The following is an 18,836-nucleotide window of genomic DNA, read 5'->3' as shown; positions in this document are numbered from 1 at the left end:
AGAAATGAAGAAGCCATTAGTTATTTTTAATTTCCTGATCATTTATGCCTTTGCGCAATTGGTGTGGTGGGGTGTTTTGCTGATCAAGTCAGAACCTCAGCGTATGGGGATGATCCTCGGAGAGACTGCCGTATTCCTTATGATCTTTATAGTAGGCGCTTATAAATTGCACAGGGCACTTAACAAGGAACGTAAGCTGCATACTCAGCAAAATAACTTTTTGCTGTCTGTAACTCATGAGTTAAAGTCTCCATTGGCGTCGATAAAATTGTACTTGCAAACCATATTAAAACGAGATCTGGATTTGCAGAAGCAGCAATATTTCATTAATAATTCGCTTAAGGATATCGAACGTCTGGATGACCTGGTTGAAAATATGCTTATCGCAACCAAGATCGAGAATAACTCATATACGTTCCCAAAGGAAGTATTTGATTTTTCTGAGCTTGTGGAAAGAATTGCCGAGCGCCTTCAGGTTCACAGTTGTAATTCGCAGATTATAGCAACTGAGCTGCAAAGAAATATCAAGATGACCGGAGATAAATTTGCTTTAACGTCAGTTGTAACCAACCTGATTGAGAATGCGGTTAAATATTCTCCGCCTTGCGCAGAAGTAGTCGTTAAACTTTTTTCGAATAATGGACATGTGCACTTTGAAGTGGCAGATAAGGGGATCGGAATTTCGGATACGGAAAAATCGCGTATTTTTGAAAAGTTTTACCGGGTAGGAAGTGAGGACACACGTAAGACAAAGGGGACTGGATTAGGCCTGTTTATTGTTAAACAGGTTTTGGATAAACACCAGGCTCATATTAAAGTGAAAAACAATCATCCTTCGGGAACGGTTTTCGAAGTTATATTTAACGCACATGGCAAGTAAGCAACGTATCCTTTTGGTTGAAGATGAAGAGCATCTTCTGGAAGCCATCAAATTAAACCTTGAGCTGGAAGGCTACAAGGTGTCAACAGCAACTGATGGTAAGAAAGCACTCAAGATCTTCAAAGAGGAACGCTTTAACCTGATCATCTTGGATGTAATGTTGCCAGAGATCGACGGTTTCCAGGTGGCTGAAACCATCCGGCTTGAAAATTCCGAGGTCCCGATCATGTTCCTTACAGCTAAAAATACCAGTGAAGACCGCGTTCTAGGTCTTAAAAAGGGTGCTGACGATTATTTGGTAAAGCCTTTTAACCTCGAGGAATTGATCCTTCGTGTCGGTATTCTGGTGAAAAGAAGCTTAAAGGGAGACGACTTAAAAGAACTTAATTCTTATAAGATTGGCGATAAAACCATTTATTTTAATTCATTCGAATTAAAGAATGAAGACGGAAGCATTACCCCGCTGACCAAAAAGGAGACAATGCTACTAAAGCTTCTGATAGAGCGTCGGAACGAAGCCGTGTCGAGGGAGCAAATCCTTGAGACAGTCTGGAATTATGACGTTTATCCTTCAACCAGAACTATTGATAATTTTATTCTGACATTCCGTAAATACTTTGAACCTGATCAAAAGAATCCTACATATTTTCACTCGATCAGGGGAGTAGGATATAAATTCACGGATAACTCGCAATAATAAATGTTAACAAGGAAGGCCCGAATCTGGGTTATAGCGGTAGGAGTTATTCTATTAGCATGGACACTTTATGAACAGGTCTATGAAATTTCGGCAGTCTGTGCACTTGGTATAGTTCTGCTGATTTGGGGCTATTTTAAGGAAGGTACCGTGGTAATTGCTGCCCGCAAATTTCATGAGAAGAACTACGCTGAAGCTGAGGAACTGCTTAAAGAGATTGAAGATCCGGATAAGCTAGGTCGTCATCGCCGCGGTTTTTACGAGTTTATTTACGGCAACCTGGAACTTCAGCGGCACAATTATGCGGAGGCTGAAAAACATTTTCAGATAGCCAGCAATTTCCCCCTGCGCAACCAGAACGATAAGGCTATCGTGTTGGTGCATCTTGCGAATTTAAATCTAAGGAAGAAGGATTCGGAGCGGGCGAAGATTTATGTGGAAAAAGCGAAAACCTTTAAGATCACATCGAGAGTAAAAAGTATTATACAGAATATAGAACAGGAAATTAATTTACAACGGGTTTGAATAATCAAAATATAAGCGACAGCCTTTTCATGAAGGCTGCTTTTTCGAAGCAAACAGAGCGGCCACCTATTTGGATGATGCGCCAGGCCGGGCGTTTTATGCCTGAGTATTGGGAAATAAAAAATAAATATTCTTTCCTGGAGATGTGCAAAACTCCGGAATTAGCTGCTGATGTAACGATGCTGCCGGTTGATCTTTTAGATATTGATGCAGCTATCTTGTTTTCTGATATCCTGGTTACAGGTGAGGCCATGGGCGGTGACCTGAGTTTTACGCAGGGAGTGGGCCCGAGATTTGCAAACCCTGTACGCAATCAATCGGATGTAGATAACCTGCTGATTGATGTTGGCGACAGATTGCAGTATGTTGCGGATGCTATAAAGGTTATTCAGCAGCGGTTAAACGGCCGGATACCTTTAATTGGTTTTGCCGGTGCTCCATTCACTGTGATGAGTTATTTAGTTGAGGGTGGGTCATCGAAAGACTTCAAACTGACCAAGCTGATGTTGCACAACCATCCTGAAATGGCGCATAGTTTATTGTCAAAGATTGCGAAGGTTACGGTTGACTATTTAAATATGCAAATTGCTGCCGGTGTAAATGCAGTCCAGATCTTCGATAGCTGGGCGTTAGCTTTAAGCTGGGATGATTATAAAGAGTTTTCACATCGGTATGTCACTGAAATTATTGCGGGTTTAAATCGCAAAGATATTCCTGTAATTTCTTTCTGTAAAGGGAGCTCAGTATTTGCGCCTTTGATGGCTGAAGCGAATCCGGATGTTGTTTCTGTTGACTGGAATGCCGATCTTCTGGACATTAAAAACCGTTTGCCTCAGAATATAGCTGTTCAGGGTAACCTTGATCCACATGTGTTGTACGCAGATAAAAAAGTGATCAAGGAGCGGATTCATCGCCTGTTCGAAAGGATGCGCGGACAGAATGGTTTTATTTGCAATCTCGGGCATGGAATAATGCCGGATATTCCGTTTGATAACGTGAAATATGCAGTGGAGGTGGTAAAGGAATTCAGGTATTAACCTTGCTAGTTTCCTTAAATTTAATTCATGCAAAAGAGCAAAGTTATAAACGTTCTCAGCCAGATGCCCGAGACTTTTAATCTGAAGATCTGATTGAAAGATTAATCTTTATAGCTAAGATTGAAGAGGGGTTAAACGATATGGAGGAAGGAAATGTGGTTGACCATAGCGATGTGATAAAACAAGTTTCAAAACGTCGAAAAAATAGTCCGTTGAAAATAGAAGCTACCAGTAACAATTAACCCCAATGGCCTACCTGTATTTAAAAGCGATCCATATCATTTTCGTTATTAGCTGGATGGCTGGGTTATTTTACATTGTTCGTCTGTTTGTATATCATGCTGAAGCAAATGATAAACCTGAGCAGGAAAAGTTGATTCTCAGAAAGCAGTTTGCTATAATGGAGCATAAACTTTGGTATTACATCACTACTCCGGCTATGGTACTTGCTGTACTTGCCGGAATAGGAATGCTCTATGTAAACCCCTCTCTATTGTCTTTAAACTGGATGCTGGTCAAAATCGGCTTTGTTGTTGCCTTGCTGGCTTATCACTTCCTTTGTCAGAATATTATGAACCAGTTCAAGCAGGAAGTATTCCGCTGGACGTCAACTCAGCTAAGGCTTTGGAATGAAGTTGCTACAATCTTGCTTGTTGCAATTGTCTTTACGGTGATATTGAAAAGTGCGGTCGACTGGATGTATGGACTAGCTGGCTTGGTATTATTTGCTGCAATAATCATGATGACGGTAAAAATTGTTAAATATTACCGGTTGAAAGGCAACAAACAATAGCTCTCGTCGACATTATTCTTCAATAGGGATTAGCTTTTTATTTTTGGTTAACCATGCCTTGAAGTCCTGCAACTCCGGATTTAATGACCTCGAGAACTCAATATCCCGCTTACGGCAGAACTCCTCTTCGAAGTCTCGGTTAAACTGGAACATATTGGCCAGATCATCCGCTCCGGGAAAACCAAACCTTCCGTAGACCTCTGGGGTCACTTCGTTGTAGACTACCTTTTTGCCAAGGATTTCGGAAAAGGCTTCAGCCATTTCAGCAGCTGTAATATGCTCGCCGGCGACTCCTACATCTTTACCGATCATCTCTGAACCACGTTTGAAAATGCCATAAGCGCATTTCCCAATATCTTCGGCCGCCATGCCTGGAAGTTTTTTATCGCCCATCGGAAAAGTGATCGCCAGGTTTCCATCCGCTCCCGTTTTAGGAGCCATACCAAAGTTTATGTAGTTGTCCCAGTAGAAGCTAGTATGAAGGAACGTTGTTGGTACCTGTAGCTCAGTAAAAAATTTGTTAGATTCTCCTTTAGCGTCAAAATGAGGAACTTTATATTTACCCTGTAACGTAGGCATTTGGTCATCATCGAGCGGAATGAATTTGCGCGTGTCCTCCAGCGTTGACCAGATTACGTGTTGAACTCCGGCGTCTTTCACTGCCTGGGCGAGGTTCTTTGCCTCCGCTATCTCTTTTTCGGGAGACATGTGATGCCAGAAGAAAGTAACCAGGTAAGCTCCATAAGCTCCTTCAAATGCTTTTCTAATACTTTCGGGATCATCAATATTGCCCTCTACCACTTCAGCTCCGAGTGCTGTCAACTCACGGGCTTTCTCAGACTGGGGATCCCGAGTGATTGCCCTGACAGAAAATTCACTATTCTTATCATTCAATATGGCCCGAACAAGACCCCCGCCTTGCGAGCCTGTTGCGCCCACTACTGCAATTAATTTCTTTGTTTCCATGATGCTTTTCTTATAAATTTAAAGAATACAGAATGGAATAGCCAGTGAGAAAATAGAGTTGTACATTGAAATGTTACCTTTTTTCACGATTAAGAGATCCAGCAAACATTTTCAGCCGGATAGCTGATTATTAAAACTCTTCATAGAGCCTAAGCCTATTTCTCAGGGTGATGATTTCTGTTTGCATCCGGTTTATTCGATTCAATAAGTGGGAAATAGCGTCAATGCCTTCTATATTGATATCGAGGTCCTGATGCAGACGGAGGATACGCTCTATTTTCTCGAGCTGGTTTTCCGGAATATAACTCGCCTCATGTCTTGTAATCATTTGAATCATTCCAAATTCCTCGAGATTACGCATGAATGAAAATTCAATATTATGACAGGTGCAAAATTCATCCGCTGATATGAGTAGTTCTTCCTGCATGACGATTTAAATTAAGTTTTAGACAATTCTGTGAATAATTGCTTTTGCTTTTCGGTTAGATGGGTGGGGATTTTAATGTTATAGGTAATATATAAGTCGCCAAACTGACCCTCAAGTTTATATTTCGGGAAACCCTTGCCCTTTAGCTTGACTTTTGTCCCGTTCTGAGTTTCAGGTGGTATTTTTAGCTTAACCTTGCCACTCATGGTATCTAAAGTAATTTCCCCGCCCAGAACGGCTGTATAGAGATCCATATCTACGGTCTTATACAGATCATTTCCAATACGTTTAAATTCAGGATCATTAGGGATAACAAACGTGATGAACAGGTCACCGTTAGGGCCATTGTTTACGCCAGGGCCGCCATGACCTTTAATTTTTATAGTTTGCCCGTTTTCAATTCCTGCAGGGATAGTGATACGAATGTTTTTACCATTAACCGTTAGGGTTCGCTGATGTGTTTGATAAACGTCCTTCAAATTAAGTTGCAACTCCGCATTAAAATCCTGCCCTTTATACTTTGGCTGGGTTCGCCTCCCCGCACCACCAAAGGCGCTACCAAACATTGATGAAAAGAAATCTGAATAATCATCCTGTTCAAATCCCTCACCATGTGCCTGCTGACCTGCACTCTGGGAAGCATAAGGCCTGGATTGACGCGCACTGTCAAACTGGTCCGCATGTTTCCAGTCTTTCCCATACTGATCATACTTCTTGCGCTTCTCCGGATCGCTTAATACTTCGTTGGCTTCATTAATTTCTTGAAATTTTTTATGGGCTTCCTTATCGTTGGGGTTAACATCAGGGTGATATTTTCGAGCCAGTTTGCGATAGGCGGCTTTTATCTCTTTTTCAGTCGCCTTTTTATCTATGCCCAATGCTTTATAGTAATCAATAAATGCCATAACTTTAATTTAACTCTAAATTTTGATATTGTAAAGCTACTGATACCTACTTGCAAAATTTGGGGCTTACAATCATTTAATGGGTTCAACACCTGCAGTAGGCTCAAATCATGTTATATATTTTTGTTTAGCATGCAACCTTTCTATCGCTTCTATCATCTTACATTTAAAGCCAATGAATTTGAAGCCGACTTTTACAATTGATAGTTTACTTGACGGATGTAAACGCGGGGAACGGAAAGCTCAGGAGCATCTGTATAAAGCTCTGTCTTCCAAAATGATGGGTGTTTGCATGAGGTATGCAAAAGACAATTATGAAGCTGAGGACATCCTGCAAATGGGATTTGTAAAAGTGTTCAGCAAGGTTTCTGAATTCAGAAGTGAGGGTTCTTTTGAGGGTTGGATAAGAAGGGTTATGGTTAATACGGCTATTGAAACATATCGAAAAAATATGCGCTCCATGAAGGTGGTGGATATTGAGGAAGTTTATGATCAGCCACAAAGCACCTTCGACATGAGCCAGCTGGAAACAAAGGATCTTATGAACCTGGTGCAGCAGCTGTCAAGCGGCTACCGGATGGTGTTTAATATGTATGTGATTGAAGGTTATTCTCACCGGGAAATAGGCGAGACTCTTGGGATAAGCGAAGGGGCATCTAAATCACAATTATCCCGGGCACGGACAATCTTAAAAGAAAAATTAATCAAAATGGAGGGCTCAAATTATGCAACCTATGCAGGATAAAGATTTTGACCGGTTATTCAAGGATCGGTTTGAGGCCTTGGAAATCGAACCTTCTAACAGTGTATGGGAGAAAATCACTAAAGAGTTAGATACACCTGTTCAAAAAAGGAAGAAGACGTTTACACCTTATTGGATGGCAGCGGCAAGTGTAGTGTTATTGACGTCAGCTGTCTTGTGGCTTAGTAAGCCGGCAGAGGTGATCAAACTTCAGGGGAAACCACAAGAACAGGTGATGGTTAAGCAAACGAAGGTGACTGCTTTGGACGGACAGGCTGTTAAAAACCAGGTCATCGATGAATCTTCCAGGAAGGCGAATATCTTAGCTCAACCTGAGCGGGCAAGTTCTTTAGTATCGCGTCAAGTAACCAAGAGTGAAGTAAAGCAGTTGAATAAGGCAGCCCAGCCAGAAAAAGTGAGTCCGCAAGCTCCAGTCAACACAGAGACTCTTTTTGCTACCCAAAAGGTAAGTGTCGATGTGCCAAAGCAACAACAAGCAGTAACGAATGAAGGAGATGAAGTAGTGATGGCTAAGGTTAATGAAAACAAAGTGGAAGATTACAGAGAGGCCGAAACAACAAATCCGAGAATTAAAAGCGTTGGGGGACTGGTCAACTTTGTAATTGCCCAGGTAGACAAACGGGATGATAAGATCATTGAATTCAGAGACGGCGAGGAAGGTTCGACTGTATCAGGAATTAACATCGGGCCATTAAAATTTAAAAGCAGAAATAAATAGCAATCAAGTTAGAGACTCTATACGCAATATCCATACAACCGAACCACAATAATTCCAAAACACATGAAAAAAGCATTTATTGCAGCGCTGATATGCGCATGCACAGGGGCAGTAACAGCCCAGGAAAAGCCGAAACCAGCAAAGGATACTTTAGTAGTAATAACAGCTGACACGTTAAAGAAAGAGAAAAGGAACCGGATCACTATTGAGTTCGGCAAGAAGGATACTACTGAGAAGGACACCGTGGAAAAGGAATTCAAACCGTCAAGCAAGTTTTCAGCTCAATTCACACTTGCGCGTGTGGATATTGGCTTAAGTACGTATACAGATAACGGCAGTTTCACATTGTCGCCTGCAAATTCATATCTGGAGCGTGAGACCTGGAAATCAAGTAACTTTGGTTTTGAAGTGTTCCAAATGGGCTATCGCTTTAACAGTTATTTTAAGGTGTACCTGGCAGCAGGGCTGGATTGGAATCATATCCGGTTGAAAGAGAATATTACCTTCCAGAAAAAGCAACCTACTCTTACTTATGTTCAGGAACCCATCGAGTTTAAGAAGAATCGTTTCTCAAGCCAATATCTTCGGGTTCCTCTATCCCTCGAGTTGCGTTCAAAAGATGATGAGAAAGGCAATAAGTTCCATTTTGTGTTCGGTCCGGAAGTAGGCTTCCTGCTGAACGGAAAAGTTAAACAGGTGAGTAATGACAGGGGAAAGGAAAAGTTTAAGGATGACTATAATTTCAACCCCTTCAGATATGGAGCATTCGCTCGCTTAGGTTACAGTGGAATGGGTGTATATGCCAAATACTATATGAATGATGTTTTTGCTGATGATCAGGGACCTGTTGACTTCAAGAATTTTTCCTTTGGGTTGATGTTCGGCTTTTAAATCTGTGTAGCACCACTTTTAAGGAGCAATAATACAAAGGGACTTCGGCTCAGAAGTCCCTTTTCGCTATATTTGAAAACATGTCAGATCAGATCATTACCGTATCAAACGTTAGTAAACATTATCAGGTAGGCCAGGCAGCCGGCGTTAGTAATATTAGCATATCAATTAAGAAAGGAGACTTCGTCGCTATTGTTGGGGAAAGCGGTAGCGGGAAGAGTACTTTACTAAAACTGATCTATGGCTTGCTTGCTCCCAATTCGGGTGAGATATTATATAAAGGTGAACATCTTGACGGGCCTCATGAGAAGTTAATCCCGGGGCACGAGTCAATGAAGATGGTGACACAGGATTTCAATCTGAATCTGTACGCCCGTGTTTACGATAATATTTCTGGGATGCTTTCTAACGAAGACATCAAGGGCAAGCAACAGAAGACTTGGGAGATGATGGAGTTTCTTGGAATTGATCACCTGTCTGAAAAGCGGATCGTAGAATTGAGTGGCGGAGAACAGCAAAGAGTAGCCATAGCCAGAGCGATCATTACCGAACCCGAAGTCCTATTGCTCGATGAACCTTTCAGTCAAATAGATGCGGTTCTAAAAAATCAGCTGCGGGCTGATCTCCGCCGCCTTTGTTCTTTCCTCGGTATTACCATGATCTTAGTTTCGCACGACCCTGCTGATGGAATGACCTTAGCTGACGATATGATCATTATAAAGGATGGTAAGGTTATGGAGCGCGGTAACCCGTCGGAGATCTATGCTAACCCTTTGCATACCTATACTGCCAGTCTTTTGGGCAACGCATTCGTTCTGCCTTCCTCTGAAGCACGCAGCCTGGGCTTAAAACCTGTTAAAGATAAGGTGATGATCTACCCGGAATGGGTTCAGCTTAAAAATAGCTGGAGCAGCCGACGATATCTGATTAAGGACGTATTTTTCAAAGGTTTTTATGAAGAGCTCCTTCTTGAACGTGAGCATGTGAAGATAAGAGCAGTTAATCTGCAACCGGGAACCTTTAAGAAAGGGGAGAGCGTTCAGGTTTTACTGAATCAGTTTTTAGAATTTGATTGAAAAAAACACGTAAGGTGCGGTCGAGTTCGCATACCTTCACTTTGTATCTATTTCTGGCACATCAGTGGGGCGGGAAATGATCTGCAGCAATTCTTCCAGTAAGGAAGTAGTTGTTTTGCCCGGTGTACCATCCGCAATTATGCGACCGTCTACCTGAACGACTGGTAGAATGTTCTTGGTAGAACTGGTGATAAATACCTCTTTTGCAGAGTATAACTCATCCAAACTTATATCTCTTTCCTCAACGGCATAACGGGCTCTAGCAAAAGACAATACCTGTTTTCTTATCACGCCTTTAAGAATATTTTTCTCAGGTGTTAACACAACTCCATCAGCTGAAATAACAAATATATTTGCCCTGGGACATTCAGCGATTACGCCGTTATGCTGGTAAAGAACATCGTCCGCATTACTTTCGGCAATATAATTTTGCAGCCATATTGCCATTAAGTAATCGATGGTTTTAACGTGCGGGAATTGGCGCTGATGCGAATAACTTACCAGTCTAATGCCCTTTGAAGCAAGCTCGATGTTAGCTTTGAATGCTTGTTGAGTAATTAAAAGATTCGGACTCGATATACTAAACCCATCTGGGGAGTACCCCCCTGTTAAAGTTATGCGGATACCGGAATTAGGGAGGTTATTTTTGGAGATTAATGAATACAGAAGATTTTTAAGCTGCTCCCTGTTTTGTTTAACAGGCAGACGCATTTGCTCTGCCGAGTGGTAAAAGCGATCAAGGTGATCGTCCAAAAATATTGGTCTGCCGTTAACCAGCTTAAAAAAGTCAAAGATCCCGTAGCCGCGTTGTATCGAGAGATCGCTGATATTAATAGAAGCCTCTGCTGCAGGGATTATTTCTTCGTTTACAATTACAAAGGTGGTATTCATTACTGCAATGTTTGGATAATAACTCTCCTAAGATTAACGACTTTGATACAAAGTAGTTAATATTAAATATGATCCTCTAAAGGTAAACTTTAGATGTTGCTTGCTAGCCAGTCACCAACTTCGCTAGTCTTGTAAGCTCTCCCATTGCCCGACAGATCTTCTGTGACAATACCTTCGTTTAAAGACTGATTAACAACAGCACGGATAAGAGCTGCTTCTTCTTTCAGGCCAAAAGCATCTTCAAACATCATAGCGGCCGACAATACCGTAGCTAATGGATTGGCAATATCTTTTCCCGTTGCCTGTGGATAAGAGCCGTGTATGGGTTCAAACAGCGAGGTGTGAGTACCAATTGATGCCGATGGCATCAACCCCATTGAGCCGGAGATCACGGATGCTTCATCCGTTAAAATATCGCCAAACAGGTTTTCAGTAATCAAGACGTCGTACGAATTAGGCCACTGCACCAAACGCATAGCTACCGCATCTACAAACTCGTAGGATACCTCAACTTCCGGGTAATCTTTCTCCATATCCTGAACTGTTTCCCTCCATAAGCGGGAGGTTTCCAGGACGTTCGCTTTATCCACGCAACATAACTTCTTCTTACGTGTCATTGCCATCTCAAAGCCTAATTTGGCCAATCGCGTAACTTCAGCTCTTGTATAAATGCATGTGTCAAAGGCAGTGTTACCATCATCCCTCCTGCCTCTTTCGCCAAAGTACAGGCCTCCGGTTAATTCGCGCAGGAAAACCAGGTCAGTACCTTCTATTCGCTCCCTTTTCAGGGGTGAATTATCGATTAAAGAGGGAAAGGTGAAAGTAGGTCGCACATTAGCAAAAAGGCCTAATTTCTTCCGCATCTTCAGTAAACCTTGTTCAGGGCGAACTGTCGCTCTTGGGTCATTATCATAACGTGGGTGTCCGATAGCTCCGAATAAAACAGCATCGGCTGCCATGCAGATCTCATGGGTTTCGTCGGGGTAGGGTTCACCAACGGCATCTATTGCACAAGCGCCTGTTAAGGCCGACGTCCACGTGATCTCATGATTAAACTTCTTTGCAACTGCATTTGATACTTTTACTGCCTGATCTATTACTTCGGGTCCTATTCCGTCTCCCGCTAAAAGAGCGATGTTTAATTTCATTTCCTGATATCTAAGTTTCTATCTGTTTTAATCTTATTAAATGATGTTGAGCATTTTCTGGGTCGCTTTAATCGCGCACACTGTTTGATCAGAATCCAGTCCCCGGGTAACAAACTTCTTGCAGTCTGTTTCCCAGGTTATAATGGTTTCGCACAAAGCATCTGAATTGCTTCCCGGAGCTATCCTGACATTATAATCTATCAATTTCGGAAGACTCCTGTTTTTGCTTGCATAAACTTTATTCAATGCGTTCATAAAAGCGTTGAACTGCCCGTCACCCTGCGCCTGTTCTTCAAAAAGGGTACCCTCTATACACACAGATATTGTTGCCGAGGGGCGTAATCCCTTTGAATTTGTTAATACATATGATTCTACGATAACCTTTTCTTCGAACAGATTACTGTTCAACACATCCGAAATGATATAAGGCAAATCCTCCGTAGTTACCGTTTCTTTCTTGTCGCCTAACTCGATGACGCGTTCAGTGACTTTCTTTAAATCCTCAGGGTTTAGCTTCAAACCTAACTCCTGCAGATTCTTTTCAATATTAGCCTTTCCGGAAGTTTTTCCTAATGCATACTTACGCTTTCTTCCAAACCTTTCAGGAAGCAGGTCATTGAAGTATAAATTGTTCTTACTATCCCCATCGGCATGAATCCCTGCTGTTTGGGTGAACACATTATCGCCCACGATAGGTTTGTTGGCCGGGATTCTTACTCCTGAAAACGTTTCAACTAACTTACTGACTGTATATATTGAAGATTCGTTTATAGAAATCTCAACTTCAGGAAGAAAATCGTTGATTACAGCGGCTACACTAGCCATAGAGGCATTTCCTGCTCTTTCACCCATGCCGTTAACGGTCAAATGTAACCCATTTGCACCGGCTTTAACTGCTTCTAGGACGTTTGCGGTACCCAGATCGTAGTCATTATGCGCATGAAAATCAAAATGTATATGCGGATATTTTGATGTAAGGGCTGAGACATATTGAAACGTCTCTGAAGGGGTTAATATGCCAAGGGTGTCAGGTAACAAAATTCTTTCAATTGGCTGGGATGCCAGGAAAGCAATATAATCCAGCACATATTCAGGGGAGTTTCTCATTCCATTACTCCAGTCTTCCAGATAAACATTGCTTAAAATGTTTTTACTGTGAGCTAATGCAATGACATCGGCAACTTCCGAGAAATGCTGTTCAGGTGTTTTCTTTAGTTGATGAGTTAAATGATTTAAGGAACCCTTAGTTAACAGGTTCTGAACTCTAACACCTGCCTTCACCATCCAGTCTATAGATACCCCATTGTCTACAAATGAAAGAACTTCGATTTTGTCAGAATAGCCATTGACCGTCGCCCAGTCCATAATTGTTTTTACAGCCAGAAACTCACCGTTTGACACTCTAGCTGAGGCTATTTCAACGCGATCTGCATGCAGTTCTTCCAGAAGTAACTGGGTGATTGTCAGTTTTTCGGAAATGGAAAATGAAACTCCGGATGTTTGTTCTCCATCCCGAAGAGTAGTGTCCATTATCTCTATTTTCCGTTTAGTCATTAATAGCGATGCTTATTCGTTTTTTGGGTACTTGATAAAATTATCTCAATCAAAAAGGGAGATGTTGGGCAAATTCCTGAATTTCTGTTTTGATGTTTTGCAGGTAGTCGATATCATCAAATCCATTCAGCATATTTTCCTTTTTGTACGAGCTGATTTCAAATTGCTCTTTATCGCCTGTGGCCAGTAGAGTAATCGTTTGTTCAGGAAGATTTACTTCCAATTCAGTATTGGGATCCTTATAGATGGCTTGGAATATTTTGTCAGAGAATTCTGCGCTTACCTGCACAGGGAGTACTCCGATATTCAAGCAGTTATTCCTGAAAATATCAGCGAAGAAACTTGATACTACACACCGGAATCCATAATCGTAAACAGCCCACGCAGCATGTTCTCTGGAAGAGCCAGAGCCAAAGTTTTTGCCTCCCACCAGTATCTTCCCGCTGTACACCGGGTTGTTAAGTACAAAATCCGCCTTAGGCGAATTATCCGGATTATATCGCCAGTCGCGAAATAGGTTGTCTCCAAAACCGACTCGTTCGGTTGCTTTTAGAAAACGCGCCGGTATAATCTGATCGGTGTCAACATTCTCGATTGAAAGAGGAACCGCGCTGCTTCTTAGTATGTTGAAATTGTCGTAAGCCATATTGATAATATTGAGCGGATGAATGCCGCGAAAATGAATCGGTTAAATAAAGGTTCTCGGATCAGTTACTACTCCTGTTACCGCTGCGGCGGCAGCCACTAAAGGACTAGCCAGCATGGTTCTTGAGCCCGGCCCCTGTCTGCCTTCAAAGTTTCTGTTCGACGTACTTACAGCATATTTTCCTGCGGGTATCTTGTCATCGTTCATAGCTAAACATGCTGAGCATCCCGGCTGACGCAATGTAAAACCTGCCTGGGTTAAAATGTCCAGTAAGCCTTCTTCTTTAATTTGCGATTCTACAATGTGCGAACCGGGAACTAGCCACACGGTCACATCATCTGCCTTTTTCTTCCCTTTCACAATTGATGTAAATGCCCGGAAATCCTCAATGCGGCCGTTTGTACAGCTGCCCACAAAAACAAAATCTACTTTCTTGCCGATCATTGATTCCCCTTCAGAGAAATTCATGTAATTCAATGATTTAGCATAGGTCGCCTCGCCTCCCTCAACATCAGCCGCATCAGGTATAAGGTGGGATATACCCATCCCCATACCAGGGTTTGTACCGTAGGTGATCATCGGCTCGATAGTGGAACCATCAAAAGATAGCTCTTTATCAAACGTAGCGTCAGCATCAGTTTTTAGGGTTTTATAGTAAGCCATTGCTTTATCCCATGCTTCCCCCTTCGGACTAAATTCGCGACCTTTCACGTAATCAAAGGTTGTTTCATCCGGTGCGATCATTCCCCCTCTGGCGCCCATCTCAATACTTAAATTGCAAACAGTCATACGCCCTTCCATACTCATGTTCTCAAATACGTCCCCGGCGTACTCTACAAAGTAGCCGGTAGCACCGGAAGTAGAAAGCTGTGAAATAATAAACAGAGCGACATCTTTCGGAGTAACTCCTTTACCTAACGCGCCGTTAACATTAATCCTCATTTTCTTAGGCTTCTCCTGCATGATACACTGTGTAGACAGCACCATTTCCACTTCAGAAGTACCTATTCCAAATGCAATAGCGCCAAAAGCACCATGGGTTGATGTATGTGAGTCACCGCAAACTATAGTTGCTCCAGGTTGCGTGATGCCGTATTCGGGACCCACAACATGCACAATGCCATTCTTTTGATGACCAAGTCCCCAGTGACTGATACCATATTCATTCGAATTTGACTCCAGTGCTTTCAATTGATTAGCTGAAAGTTGGTCTTCAACTGGTAAATGTTGGTTGATCGTCGGGGTATTGTGATCTGCGGTAGCGAACGTGCGTTCGGGGTACAGAACCGTTATGCCTCTGCTTTTTAATCCTAGAAAAGCAACCGGACTTGTGACTTCATGGATCAGGTGACGGTCAATAAATAACACATCCGGGCCACCTTCAATCTTACGTACTACGTGCGTGTCCCACACTTTATCAAATAATGTCTTGCTCATTTTGCTCAGAGTAATAGTGATTTATTTTTTAGAAAGAACTCGTTTTTTTGAAGGATTCGATCTACACAAATTTGTTTAGCGCATCGAGGTAAGCATTTGCAGAAGCCCTTACGATATCAGTACTGAAGCCATATCCCATATAGGATTGATCTTCATAACTCACCCGCATATCTACTTTACTTAAATCATCACTTCCGCCGTTCATAGCATGAATATTAAACTCTTTTATTTCTATGTATTTTCCGACTATGCTTTCGATGGCATTTATGGTGGCATTTACCGGCCCGTTACCGAAGGCAGTAGCTTCATGTTCTGCGCCTCTGTAATTTAACCGTACAACCGCCTGCGGGCTTTCCTGATCGCCACAACTTACCTGCAGTAGTTGAATCTTTAAGCCATTCTTGAAATTCTTATCAGTCTCATCACTCATCAGGAATAAGATATCATCATCCTTGATTTCCTTTTTGAGATCCGCTACAGCCAAAAAGCGCTCATATACCTGGTCTAAATCAATTCTATCCAGAGTATATCCCAGACGGACTAAATGATGATTAAGTGCATGTCGTCCACTACGGGCAGTTAGGATAATCTCTGACTGGTCGATTCCCACATCTTCAGGATTGATTATTTCATAAGTTTCACGATGCTTCAATACACCATCCTGATGAATGCCGGAGCTGTGTGCAAATGCGTTTTTTCCAATAATTGCTTTGTTAGCCTGCACAGGCATTCGCATCATGCGACTGACCATTCCGCTTATTTCGCTTAAGTGTTTACTGTTAATGTTATTGTGAAAATTTAAAGCGCGATGAGTTTTAAGGATCATCACTACTTCTTCCAGAGCGGTATTACCCGCACGTTCGCCAATGCCATTAATCGTGCACTCTACCTGGCGTGCGCCGTTTTGTATACCTATGATACTGTTTGCAGTTGCCAGTCCCAAATCGTTATGGCAATGCACAGATATGATTGCCTGATCGATATTTTTAACATTCTCCTTTAAAAACCGGATCTTCTCACCATATTGCTCTGGTAAGCAGTAACCATTTGTATCCGGAATATTAACTACCGTTGCACCTGCTGCAATTACTGCCTCAATCATTTGAGCTAAATACTCGTTATCAGCCCTACCTGCATCTTCTGCGTAAAACTCGATATCTTCAACAAAAGTCTTTGCATATTTTACTGCATCCACTGCGCGTTGCAATACCTCTTCGCGGGTACTTTTAAACTTGTGCTGAATATGTATATCCGAAGCGCCGATACCTGTATGTATCCGCGGATGTTTAGCGTATTTCAGGGCCTCAGCAGCACAGTCTATATCCCCTTTGTTAGCACGAGTTAACGCACATATAATAGGCTCCCGCACTATCTTGGATAGTTCCATCACACTCTTAAAGTCGCCGGGACTAGAAATAGGGAAGCCTGCTTCAATAACATCAACCCCCAGCGAACTCAGTGCTTCGCCGATAATAATCTTTTCAGGAGTAGTTAATTGTGAACCGGGTACCTGCTCGCCATCCCGAAGTGTGGTGTCGAAAATAAATATACGGTTAGGGTCGTGTAACATGTTATTGATATTAGTATAATAATGAATAAAGTATCAGGATCTGTTAACCTTTTAAGAATTCATCAGATTAAAAAACCAGATACTTTATCCGTAAAAAACGATTATGCTTCGGTTTTAACCTCCTGGTTTTCCGGGCGTAAGCTGCGAACAGCCTTGCCTGCCTGCCATAATTCACTTTCGCGAAGTTCAGCTAACTCAACTTCCAGCTTCTCCCTGTAGTCAGGCTGGCTATTAGAATCAATTGATCTCTGAGATTCTTTACCTGTTGCAACGCTATCATATAATTCTGCAAATAGTGGCTGCGTAGCATCACGGAATCTTTTCCACCAGTCTAACGCTCCACGCTGTGCAGTTGTAGAGCAGTTGGCATACATCCAGTCCATCCCATTTTCAGCAACTAAAGGCATTAAGCTTTGAGTCAACTCTTCAACCGTTTCGTTGAAAGCTTCAGAAGGGGAGTGGCCGTTATCACGTAAAACCTGGTATTGCGCCGCAAATATTCCCTGGATCGCACCCATCAAAGTACCACGTTCGCCCGTTAAATCGCTGAAAACTTCTTTTCTAAAGTCTGTTTCAAATAGATAACCCGAACCTACTGCAATACCCAATGCGATTACCCGGTCTTTAGCTTTTCCGGTAGCATCTTTGAAGATAGCGTAGCTTGAGTTAAGTCCACGACCTTGTAAAAACATACGGCGTAAAGAAGTACCTGAACCTTTTGGCGCTACTAAAAATACGTCTACACCATCAGGAGGAATTATACCAGTTTGCTCATTGAACGTTATTCCGAAACCATGAGAGAAATAAAGTGCTTTGCCAGGTGTTAAATGCTTTTTAACGGTTGGCCAAAGTTCGATTTGGGCAGCATCACTTAGCAAATAACAGATGATGGTTCCACGCTCTAATGCTTCTTCAATCTCAAATAGAGTCTCACCCGGCACAAATCCGTCGGCAATTGCTTTATCCCAGGTCTTTGAATTTTTACGCTGACCAACAATTACGTTGATGCCGTTATCCCGCTGATTAAGAGCTTGTCCGGGACCTTGAACACCATAGCCTATAATAGCCACTGTCTCACTTTGCAGTACTTGCTGCGCTTTTTCTAATGGAAATTCTTCGCGGGTAACAACGTTTTCAACTGTTCCGCCGAAATTGATTTGTGCCATGTCTTTTATTTTAGTTTTTATTGATTGTATTTTGATTTATATTTCTTGCAAACCCTTTATAAAGGGAATACTTTTAGTTAATCAGAACCTGATTACATTGTAAACACATCGTCTCCCTTGTTTAGAAACTCGTTTTCAATAACTTCTTCTCCCGGTTCTAATGCCTCGAACTCCTTCAGTTTTTCATGGAAGCCACGACTGTTTTTTATGATTGCTACGCGGGCGCTCCTCACAAATTCTATCAGATTATATGGTTCCAAAGCAACAACCAGTTTCTCTGTTTCTTCTTTATGGCCGGTAACAGCAAACACGGTATAGTCCTTTCTGATAACCACCGCTGTAGCACCAAACTCTCTCAGCAAGCGTTCTACCGCTACTTTTTCAGCAATAACATCTGTGGGCACTTTGTAAAGTGCAAGCTCCTGCCAGATGATCTCCTCATTGGTATTGAAGTATACTTTTAGAACCTCTACCTGCTTTTCTATCTGCCGGGCAAGCTTCCTCACTACCTCCGCGGTTTCATCAATGACAATATTGAAGCGGTGGATTCCTTCAATCTCTGATGGCGAAGTATTCAGGCTATCGATATTGATCTTCCTTTTCGAAAAGATGATCGCTATCCGGCTTAGAATGCCAATTGAATTTTCGGTGTATACTGTAAAAGTATATTGCTGTTTTACATCTGCCGAACCGTTCGCGGTCGCCGGGCTGACGGGTGATAAATTATTGATCTTAATGACTGTCAT

Annotated in this window: 20 protein-coding genes; 9 read left to right on the top strand and 11 right to left on the bottom strand. The window is 42.2% G+C overall.

Annotated features, from left to right (window positions below; all coding sequences use genetic code 11):
* The first annotated feature begins 4 nt into the window (after positions 1-4).
* The 5 genes from AC1MCB_RS12665 (at position 5) to hemJ (ending at position 3,932) form a co-directional block, all read left to right on the top strand.
* Positions 5-880, top strand: coding sequence for a sensor histidine kinase (locus AC1MCB_RS12665; RefSeq protein WP_479965089.1), 876 nt, complete (start codon positions 5-7; stop codon positions 878-880).
* Entirely contained in the window at positions 870-1,577 is a 708-nt protein-coding gene (locus AC1MCB_RS12660; protein ID WP_479965088.1) for a response regulator transcription factor, read from the top strand. Before AC1MCB_RS12665 ends, AC1MCB_RS12660 begins: the two co-directional genes overlap by 11 nt.
* A gap of 3 nt (positions 1,578-1,580) precedes the next feature.
* The gene (locus tag AC1MCB_RS12655) at positions 1,581-2,102 is read left to right on the top strand and encodes a tetratricopeptide repeat protein (protein ID WP_479965087.1); all 522 of its coding nucleotides are present in this window, start codon (positions 1,581-1,583) and stop codon (positions 2,100-2,102) included.
* Positions 2,103-2,131: 29 nt separating this feature from the next.
* Positions 2,132-3,139 carry a uroporphyrinogen decarboxylase gene (hemE, locus tag AC1MCB_RS12650; protein WP_479968739.1) on the top strand — a complete coding sequence of 336 codons (1,008 nt, stop codon included), beginning with the start codon at positions 2,132-2,134 and terminating at the stop codon, positions 3,137-3,139.
* A 247-nt stretch (positions 3,140-3,386) separates the two neighbouring features.
* On the top strand, positions 3,387-3,932 hold the full coding sequence (gene hemJ / locus AC1MCB_RS12645; protein ID WP_479965086.1) for a protoporphyrinogen oxidase HemJ: 546 nt from the start codon (positions 3,387-3,389) through the stop codon (positions 3,930-3,932).
* A gap of 12 nt (positions 3,933-3,944) precedes the next feature.
* Here the strand turns inward: hemJ and AC1MCB_RS12640 are convergent, their stop codons facing one another.
* From AC1MCB_RS12640 to AC1MCB_RS12630, 3 genes are all read right to left on the bottom strand, one after another.
* Positions 3,945-4,898 carry an NmrA/HSCARG family protein gene (locus AC1MCB_RS12640; RefSeq protein WP_479965085.1) on the bottom strand — a complete coding sequence of 318 codons (954 nt, stop codon included), beginning with the start codon at positions 4,896-4,898 and terminating at the stop codon, positions 3,945-3,947.
* Positions 4,899-5,028: 130 nt separating this feature from the next.
* On the bottom strand, positions 5,029-5,325 hold the full coding sequence (locus tag AC1MCB_RS12635) for a chaperone modulator CbpM (RefSeq protein WP_479965084.1): 297 nt from the start codon (positions 5,323-5,325) through the stop codon (positions 5,029-5,031).
* Between the two features lie 11 nt (positions 5,326-5,336).
* A complete protein-coding gene (locus AC1MCB_RS12630) occupies positions 5,337-6,230 on the bottom strand; it encodes a DnaJ C-terminal domain-containing protein (RefSeq protein WP_479965083.1) in 894 nt (297 codons plus the stop codon).
* 175 nt (positions 6,231-6,405) lie between these two features.
* Between AC1MCB_RS12630 and AC1MCB_RS12625 the strand changes: the two genes are divergently transcribed.
* The 4 genes from AC1MCB_RS12625 (at position 6,406) to AC1MCB_RS12610 (ending at position 9,678) form a co-directional block, all read left to right on the top strand.
* Complete coding sequence (locus tag AC1MCB_RS12625) at positions 6,406-6,975, top strand: RNA polymerase sigma factor (protein WP_479965082.1); 570 nt, start codon at positions 6,406-6,408, stop codon at positions 6,973-6,975.
* The gene (locus tag AC1MCB_RS12620) at positions 6,965-7,711 is read left to right on the top strand and encodes a hypothetical protein (RefSeq protein ID WP_479965081.1); all 747 of its coding nucleotides are present in this window, start codon (positions 6,965-6,967) and stop codon (positions 7,709-7,711) included. Before AC1MCB_RS12625 ends, AC1MCB_RS12620 begins: the two co-directional genes overlap by 11 nt.
* Before the next feature lie 63 nt (positions 7,712-7,774).
* Positions 7,775-8,602 carry an outer membrane beta-barrel protein gene (locus AC1MCB_RS12615; protein WP_479965080.1) on the top strand — a complete coding sequence of 276 codons (828 nt, stop codon included), beginning with the start codon at positions 7,775-7,777 and terminating at the stop codon, positions 8,600-8,602.
* A gap of 80 nt (positions 8,603-8,682) precedes the next feature.
* Positions 8,683-9,678: an ABC transporter ATP-binding protein gene (locus AC1MCB_RS12610; RefSeq protein ID WP_479965079.1), complete on the top strand. Its 996-nt coding sequence runs from the start codon at positions 8,683-8,685 to the stop codon at positions 9,676-9,678.
* Positions 9,679-9,714: 36 nt separating this feature from the next.
* Here AC1MCB_RS12610 and AC1MCB_RS12605 read toward each other — a convergent pair whose 3' ends face one another.
* From AC1MCB_RS12605 to ilvN, 8 genes are all read right to left on the bottom strand, one after another.
* Positions 9,715-10,569 carry an aminotransferase class IV gene (locus AC1MCB_RS12605; protein ID WP_479965078.1) on the bottom strand — a complete coding sequence of 285 codons (855 nt, stop codon included), beginning with the start codon at positions 10,567-10,569 and terminating at the stop codon, positions 9,715-9,717.
* Positions 10,570-10,658: 89 nt separating this feature from the next.
* Complete coding sequence (gene leuB / locus AC1MCB_RS12600) at positions 10,659-11,717, bottom strand: 3-isopropylmalate dehydrogenase (protein ID WP_479965077.1); 1,059 nt, start codon at positions 11,715-11,717, stop codon at positions 10,659-10,661.
* Between the two features lie 36 nt (positions 11,718-11,753).
* Entirely contained in the window at positions 11,754-13,271 is a 1,518-nt protein-coding gene (locus AC1MCB_RS12595) for an alpha-isopropylmalate synthase regulatory domain-containing protein (protein ID WP_479965076.1), read from the bottom strand.
* A 49-nt stretch (positions 13,272-13,320) separates the two neighbouring features.
* Positions 13,321-13,917: a 3-isopropylmalate dehydratase small subunit gene (gene leuD / locus AC1MCB_RS12590; RefSeq protein ID WP_479965075.1), complete on the bottom strand. Its 597-nt coding sequence runs from the start codon at positions 13,915-13,917 to the stop codon at positions 13,321-13,323.
* Positions 13,918-13,959: 42 nt separating this feature from the next.
* A complete protein-coding gene (gene leuC / locus AC1MCB_RS12585; protein WP_479965074.1) occupies positions 13,960-15,354 on the bottom strand; it encodes a 3-isopropylmalate dehydratase large subunit in 1,395 nt (464 codons plus the stop codon).
* A 61-nt stretch (positions 15,355-15,415) separates the two neighbouring features.
* Positions 15,416-16,924, bottom strand: a complete 1,509-nt coding sequence (locus tag AC1MCB_RS12580) for a 2-isopropylmalate synthase (RefSeq protein ID WP_479965073.1) — start codon at positions 16,922-16,924, stop codon at positions 15,416-15,418.
* A 101-nt stretch (positions 16,925-17,025) separates the two neighbouring features.
* Positions 17,026-18,090, bottom strand: coding sequence for a ketol-acid reductoisomerase (ilvC, locus tag AC1MCB_RS12575; RefSeq protein WP_479965072.1), 1,065 nt, complete (start codon positions 18,088-18,090; stop codon positions 17,026-17,028).
* 92 nt (positions 18,091-18,182) lie between these two features.
* A complete protein-coding gene (gene ilvN, locus AC1MCB_RS12570; protein ID WP_479965071.1) occupies positions 18,183-18,836 on the bottom strand; it encodes an acetolactate synthase small subunit in 654 nt (217 codons plus the stop codon).

Source organism: Daejeonella sp. AP26, from assembly GCF_056680515.1.
Note: the sequence above shows the minus strand (reverse complement) of the source record. Positions and strands in the feature narration are given on the sequence as shown.

Excerpts from the sequence above, each read along its gene's own strand:
- AC1MCB_RS12605 (WP_479965078.1), bottom strand. The coding sequence starts at position 10,569 with ATGAATACCACCTTTGTAATTGTAAACGAAGAAATAATCCCTGCAGCA.
- AC1MCB_RS12665 (WP_479965089.1), top strand. The coding sequence starts at position 5 with ATGAAGAAGCCATTAGTTATTTTTAATTTCCTGATCATTTATGCCTTT.
- AC1MCB_RS12635 (WP_479965084.1), bottom strand. The coding sequence starts at position 5,325 with ATGCAGGAAGAACTACTCATATCAGCGGATGAATTTTGCACCTGTCAT.
- AC1MCB_RS12580 (WP_479965073.1), bottom strand. The coding sequence starts at position 16,924 with ATGTTACACGACCCTAACCGTATATTTATTTTCGACACCACACTTCGG.
- AC1MCB_RS12595 (WP_479965076.1), bottom strand. The coding sequence starts at position 13,271 with ATGACTAAACGGAAAATAGAGATAATGGACACTACTCTTCGGGATGGA.
- ilvN (WP_479965071.1), bottom strand. The coding sequence starts at position 18,836 with ATGACAGTCATTAAGATCAATAATTTATCACCCGTCAGCCCGGCGACC.
- leuD (WP_479965075.1), bottom strand. The coding sequence starts at position 13,917 with ATGGCTTACGACAATTTCAACATACTAAGAAGCAGCGCGGTTCCTCTT.
- AC1MCB_RS12630 (WP_479965083.1), bottom strand. The coding sequence starts at position 6,230 with ATGGCATTTATTGATTACTATAAAGCATTGGGCATAGATAAAAAGGCG.
- AC1MCB_RS12615 (WP_479965080.1), top strand. The coding sequence starts at position 7,775 with ATGAAAAAAGCATTTATTGCAGCGCTGATATGCGCATGCACAGGGGCA.
- ilvC (WP_479965072.1), bottom strand. The coding sequence starts at position 18,090 with ATGGCACAAATCAATTTCGGCGGAACAGTTGAAAACGTTGTTACCCGC.
- AC1MCB_RS12660 (WP_479965088.1), top strand. The coding sequence starts at position 870 with ATGGCAAGTAAGCAACGTATCCTTTTGGTTGAAGATGAAGAGCATCTT.
- leuC (WP_479965074.1), bottom strand. The coding sequence starts at position 15,354 with ATGAGCAAGACATTATTTGATAAAGTGTGGGACACGCACGTAGTACGT.
- AC1MCB_RS12655 (WP_479965087.1), top strand. The coding sequence starts at position 1,581 with ATGTTAACAAGGAAGGCCCGAATCTGGGTTATAGCGGTAGGAGTTATT.
- hemE (WP_479968739.1), top strand. The coding sequence starts at position 2,132 with ATGAAGGCTGCTTTTTCGAAGCAAACAGAGCGGCCACCTATTTGGATG.
- AC1MCB_RS12625 (WP_479965082.1), top strand. The coding sequence starts at position 6,406 with ATGAATTTGAAGCCGACTTTTACAATTGATAGTTTACTTGACGGATGT.
- AC1MCB_RS12610 (WP_479965079.1), top strand. The coding sequence starts at position 8,683 with ATGTCAGATCAGATCATTACCGTATCAAACGTTAGTAAACATTATCAG.
- leuB (WP_479965077.1), bottom strand. The coding sequence starts at position 11,717 with ATGAAATTAAACATCGCTCTTTTAGCGGGAGACGGAATAGGACCCGAA.
- AC1MCB_RS12620 (WP_479965081.1), top strand. The coding sequence starts at position 6,965 with ATGCAGGATAAAGATTTTGACCGGTTATTCAAGGATCGGTTTGAGGCC.
- AC1MCB_RS12640 (WP_479965085.1), bottom strand. The coding sequence starts at position 4,898 with ATGGAAACAAAGAAATTAATTGCAGTAGTGGGCGCAACAGGCTCGCAA.
- hemJ (WP_479965086.1), top strand. The coding sequence starts at position 3,387 with ATGGCCTACCTGTATTTAAAAGCGATCCATATCATTTTCGTTATTAGC.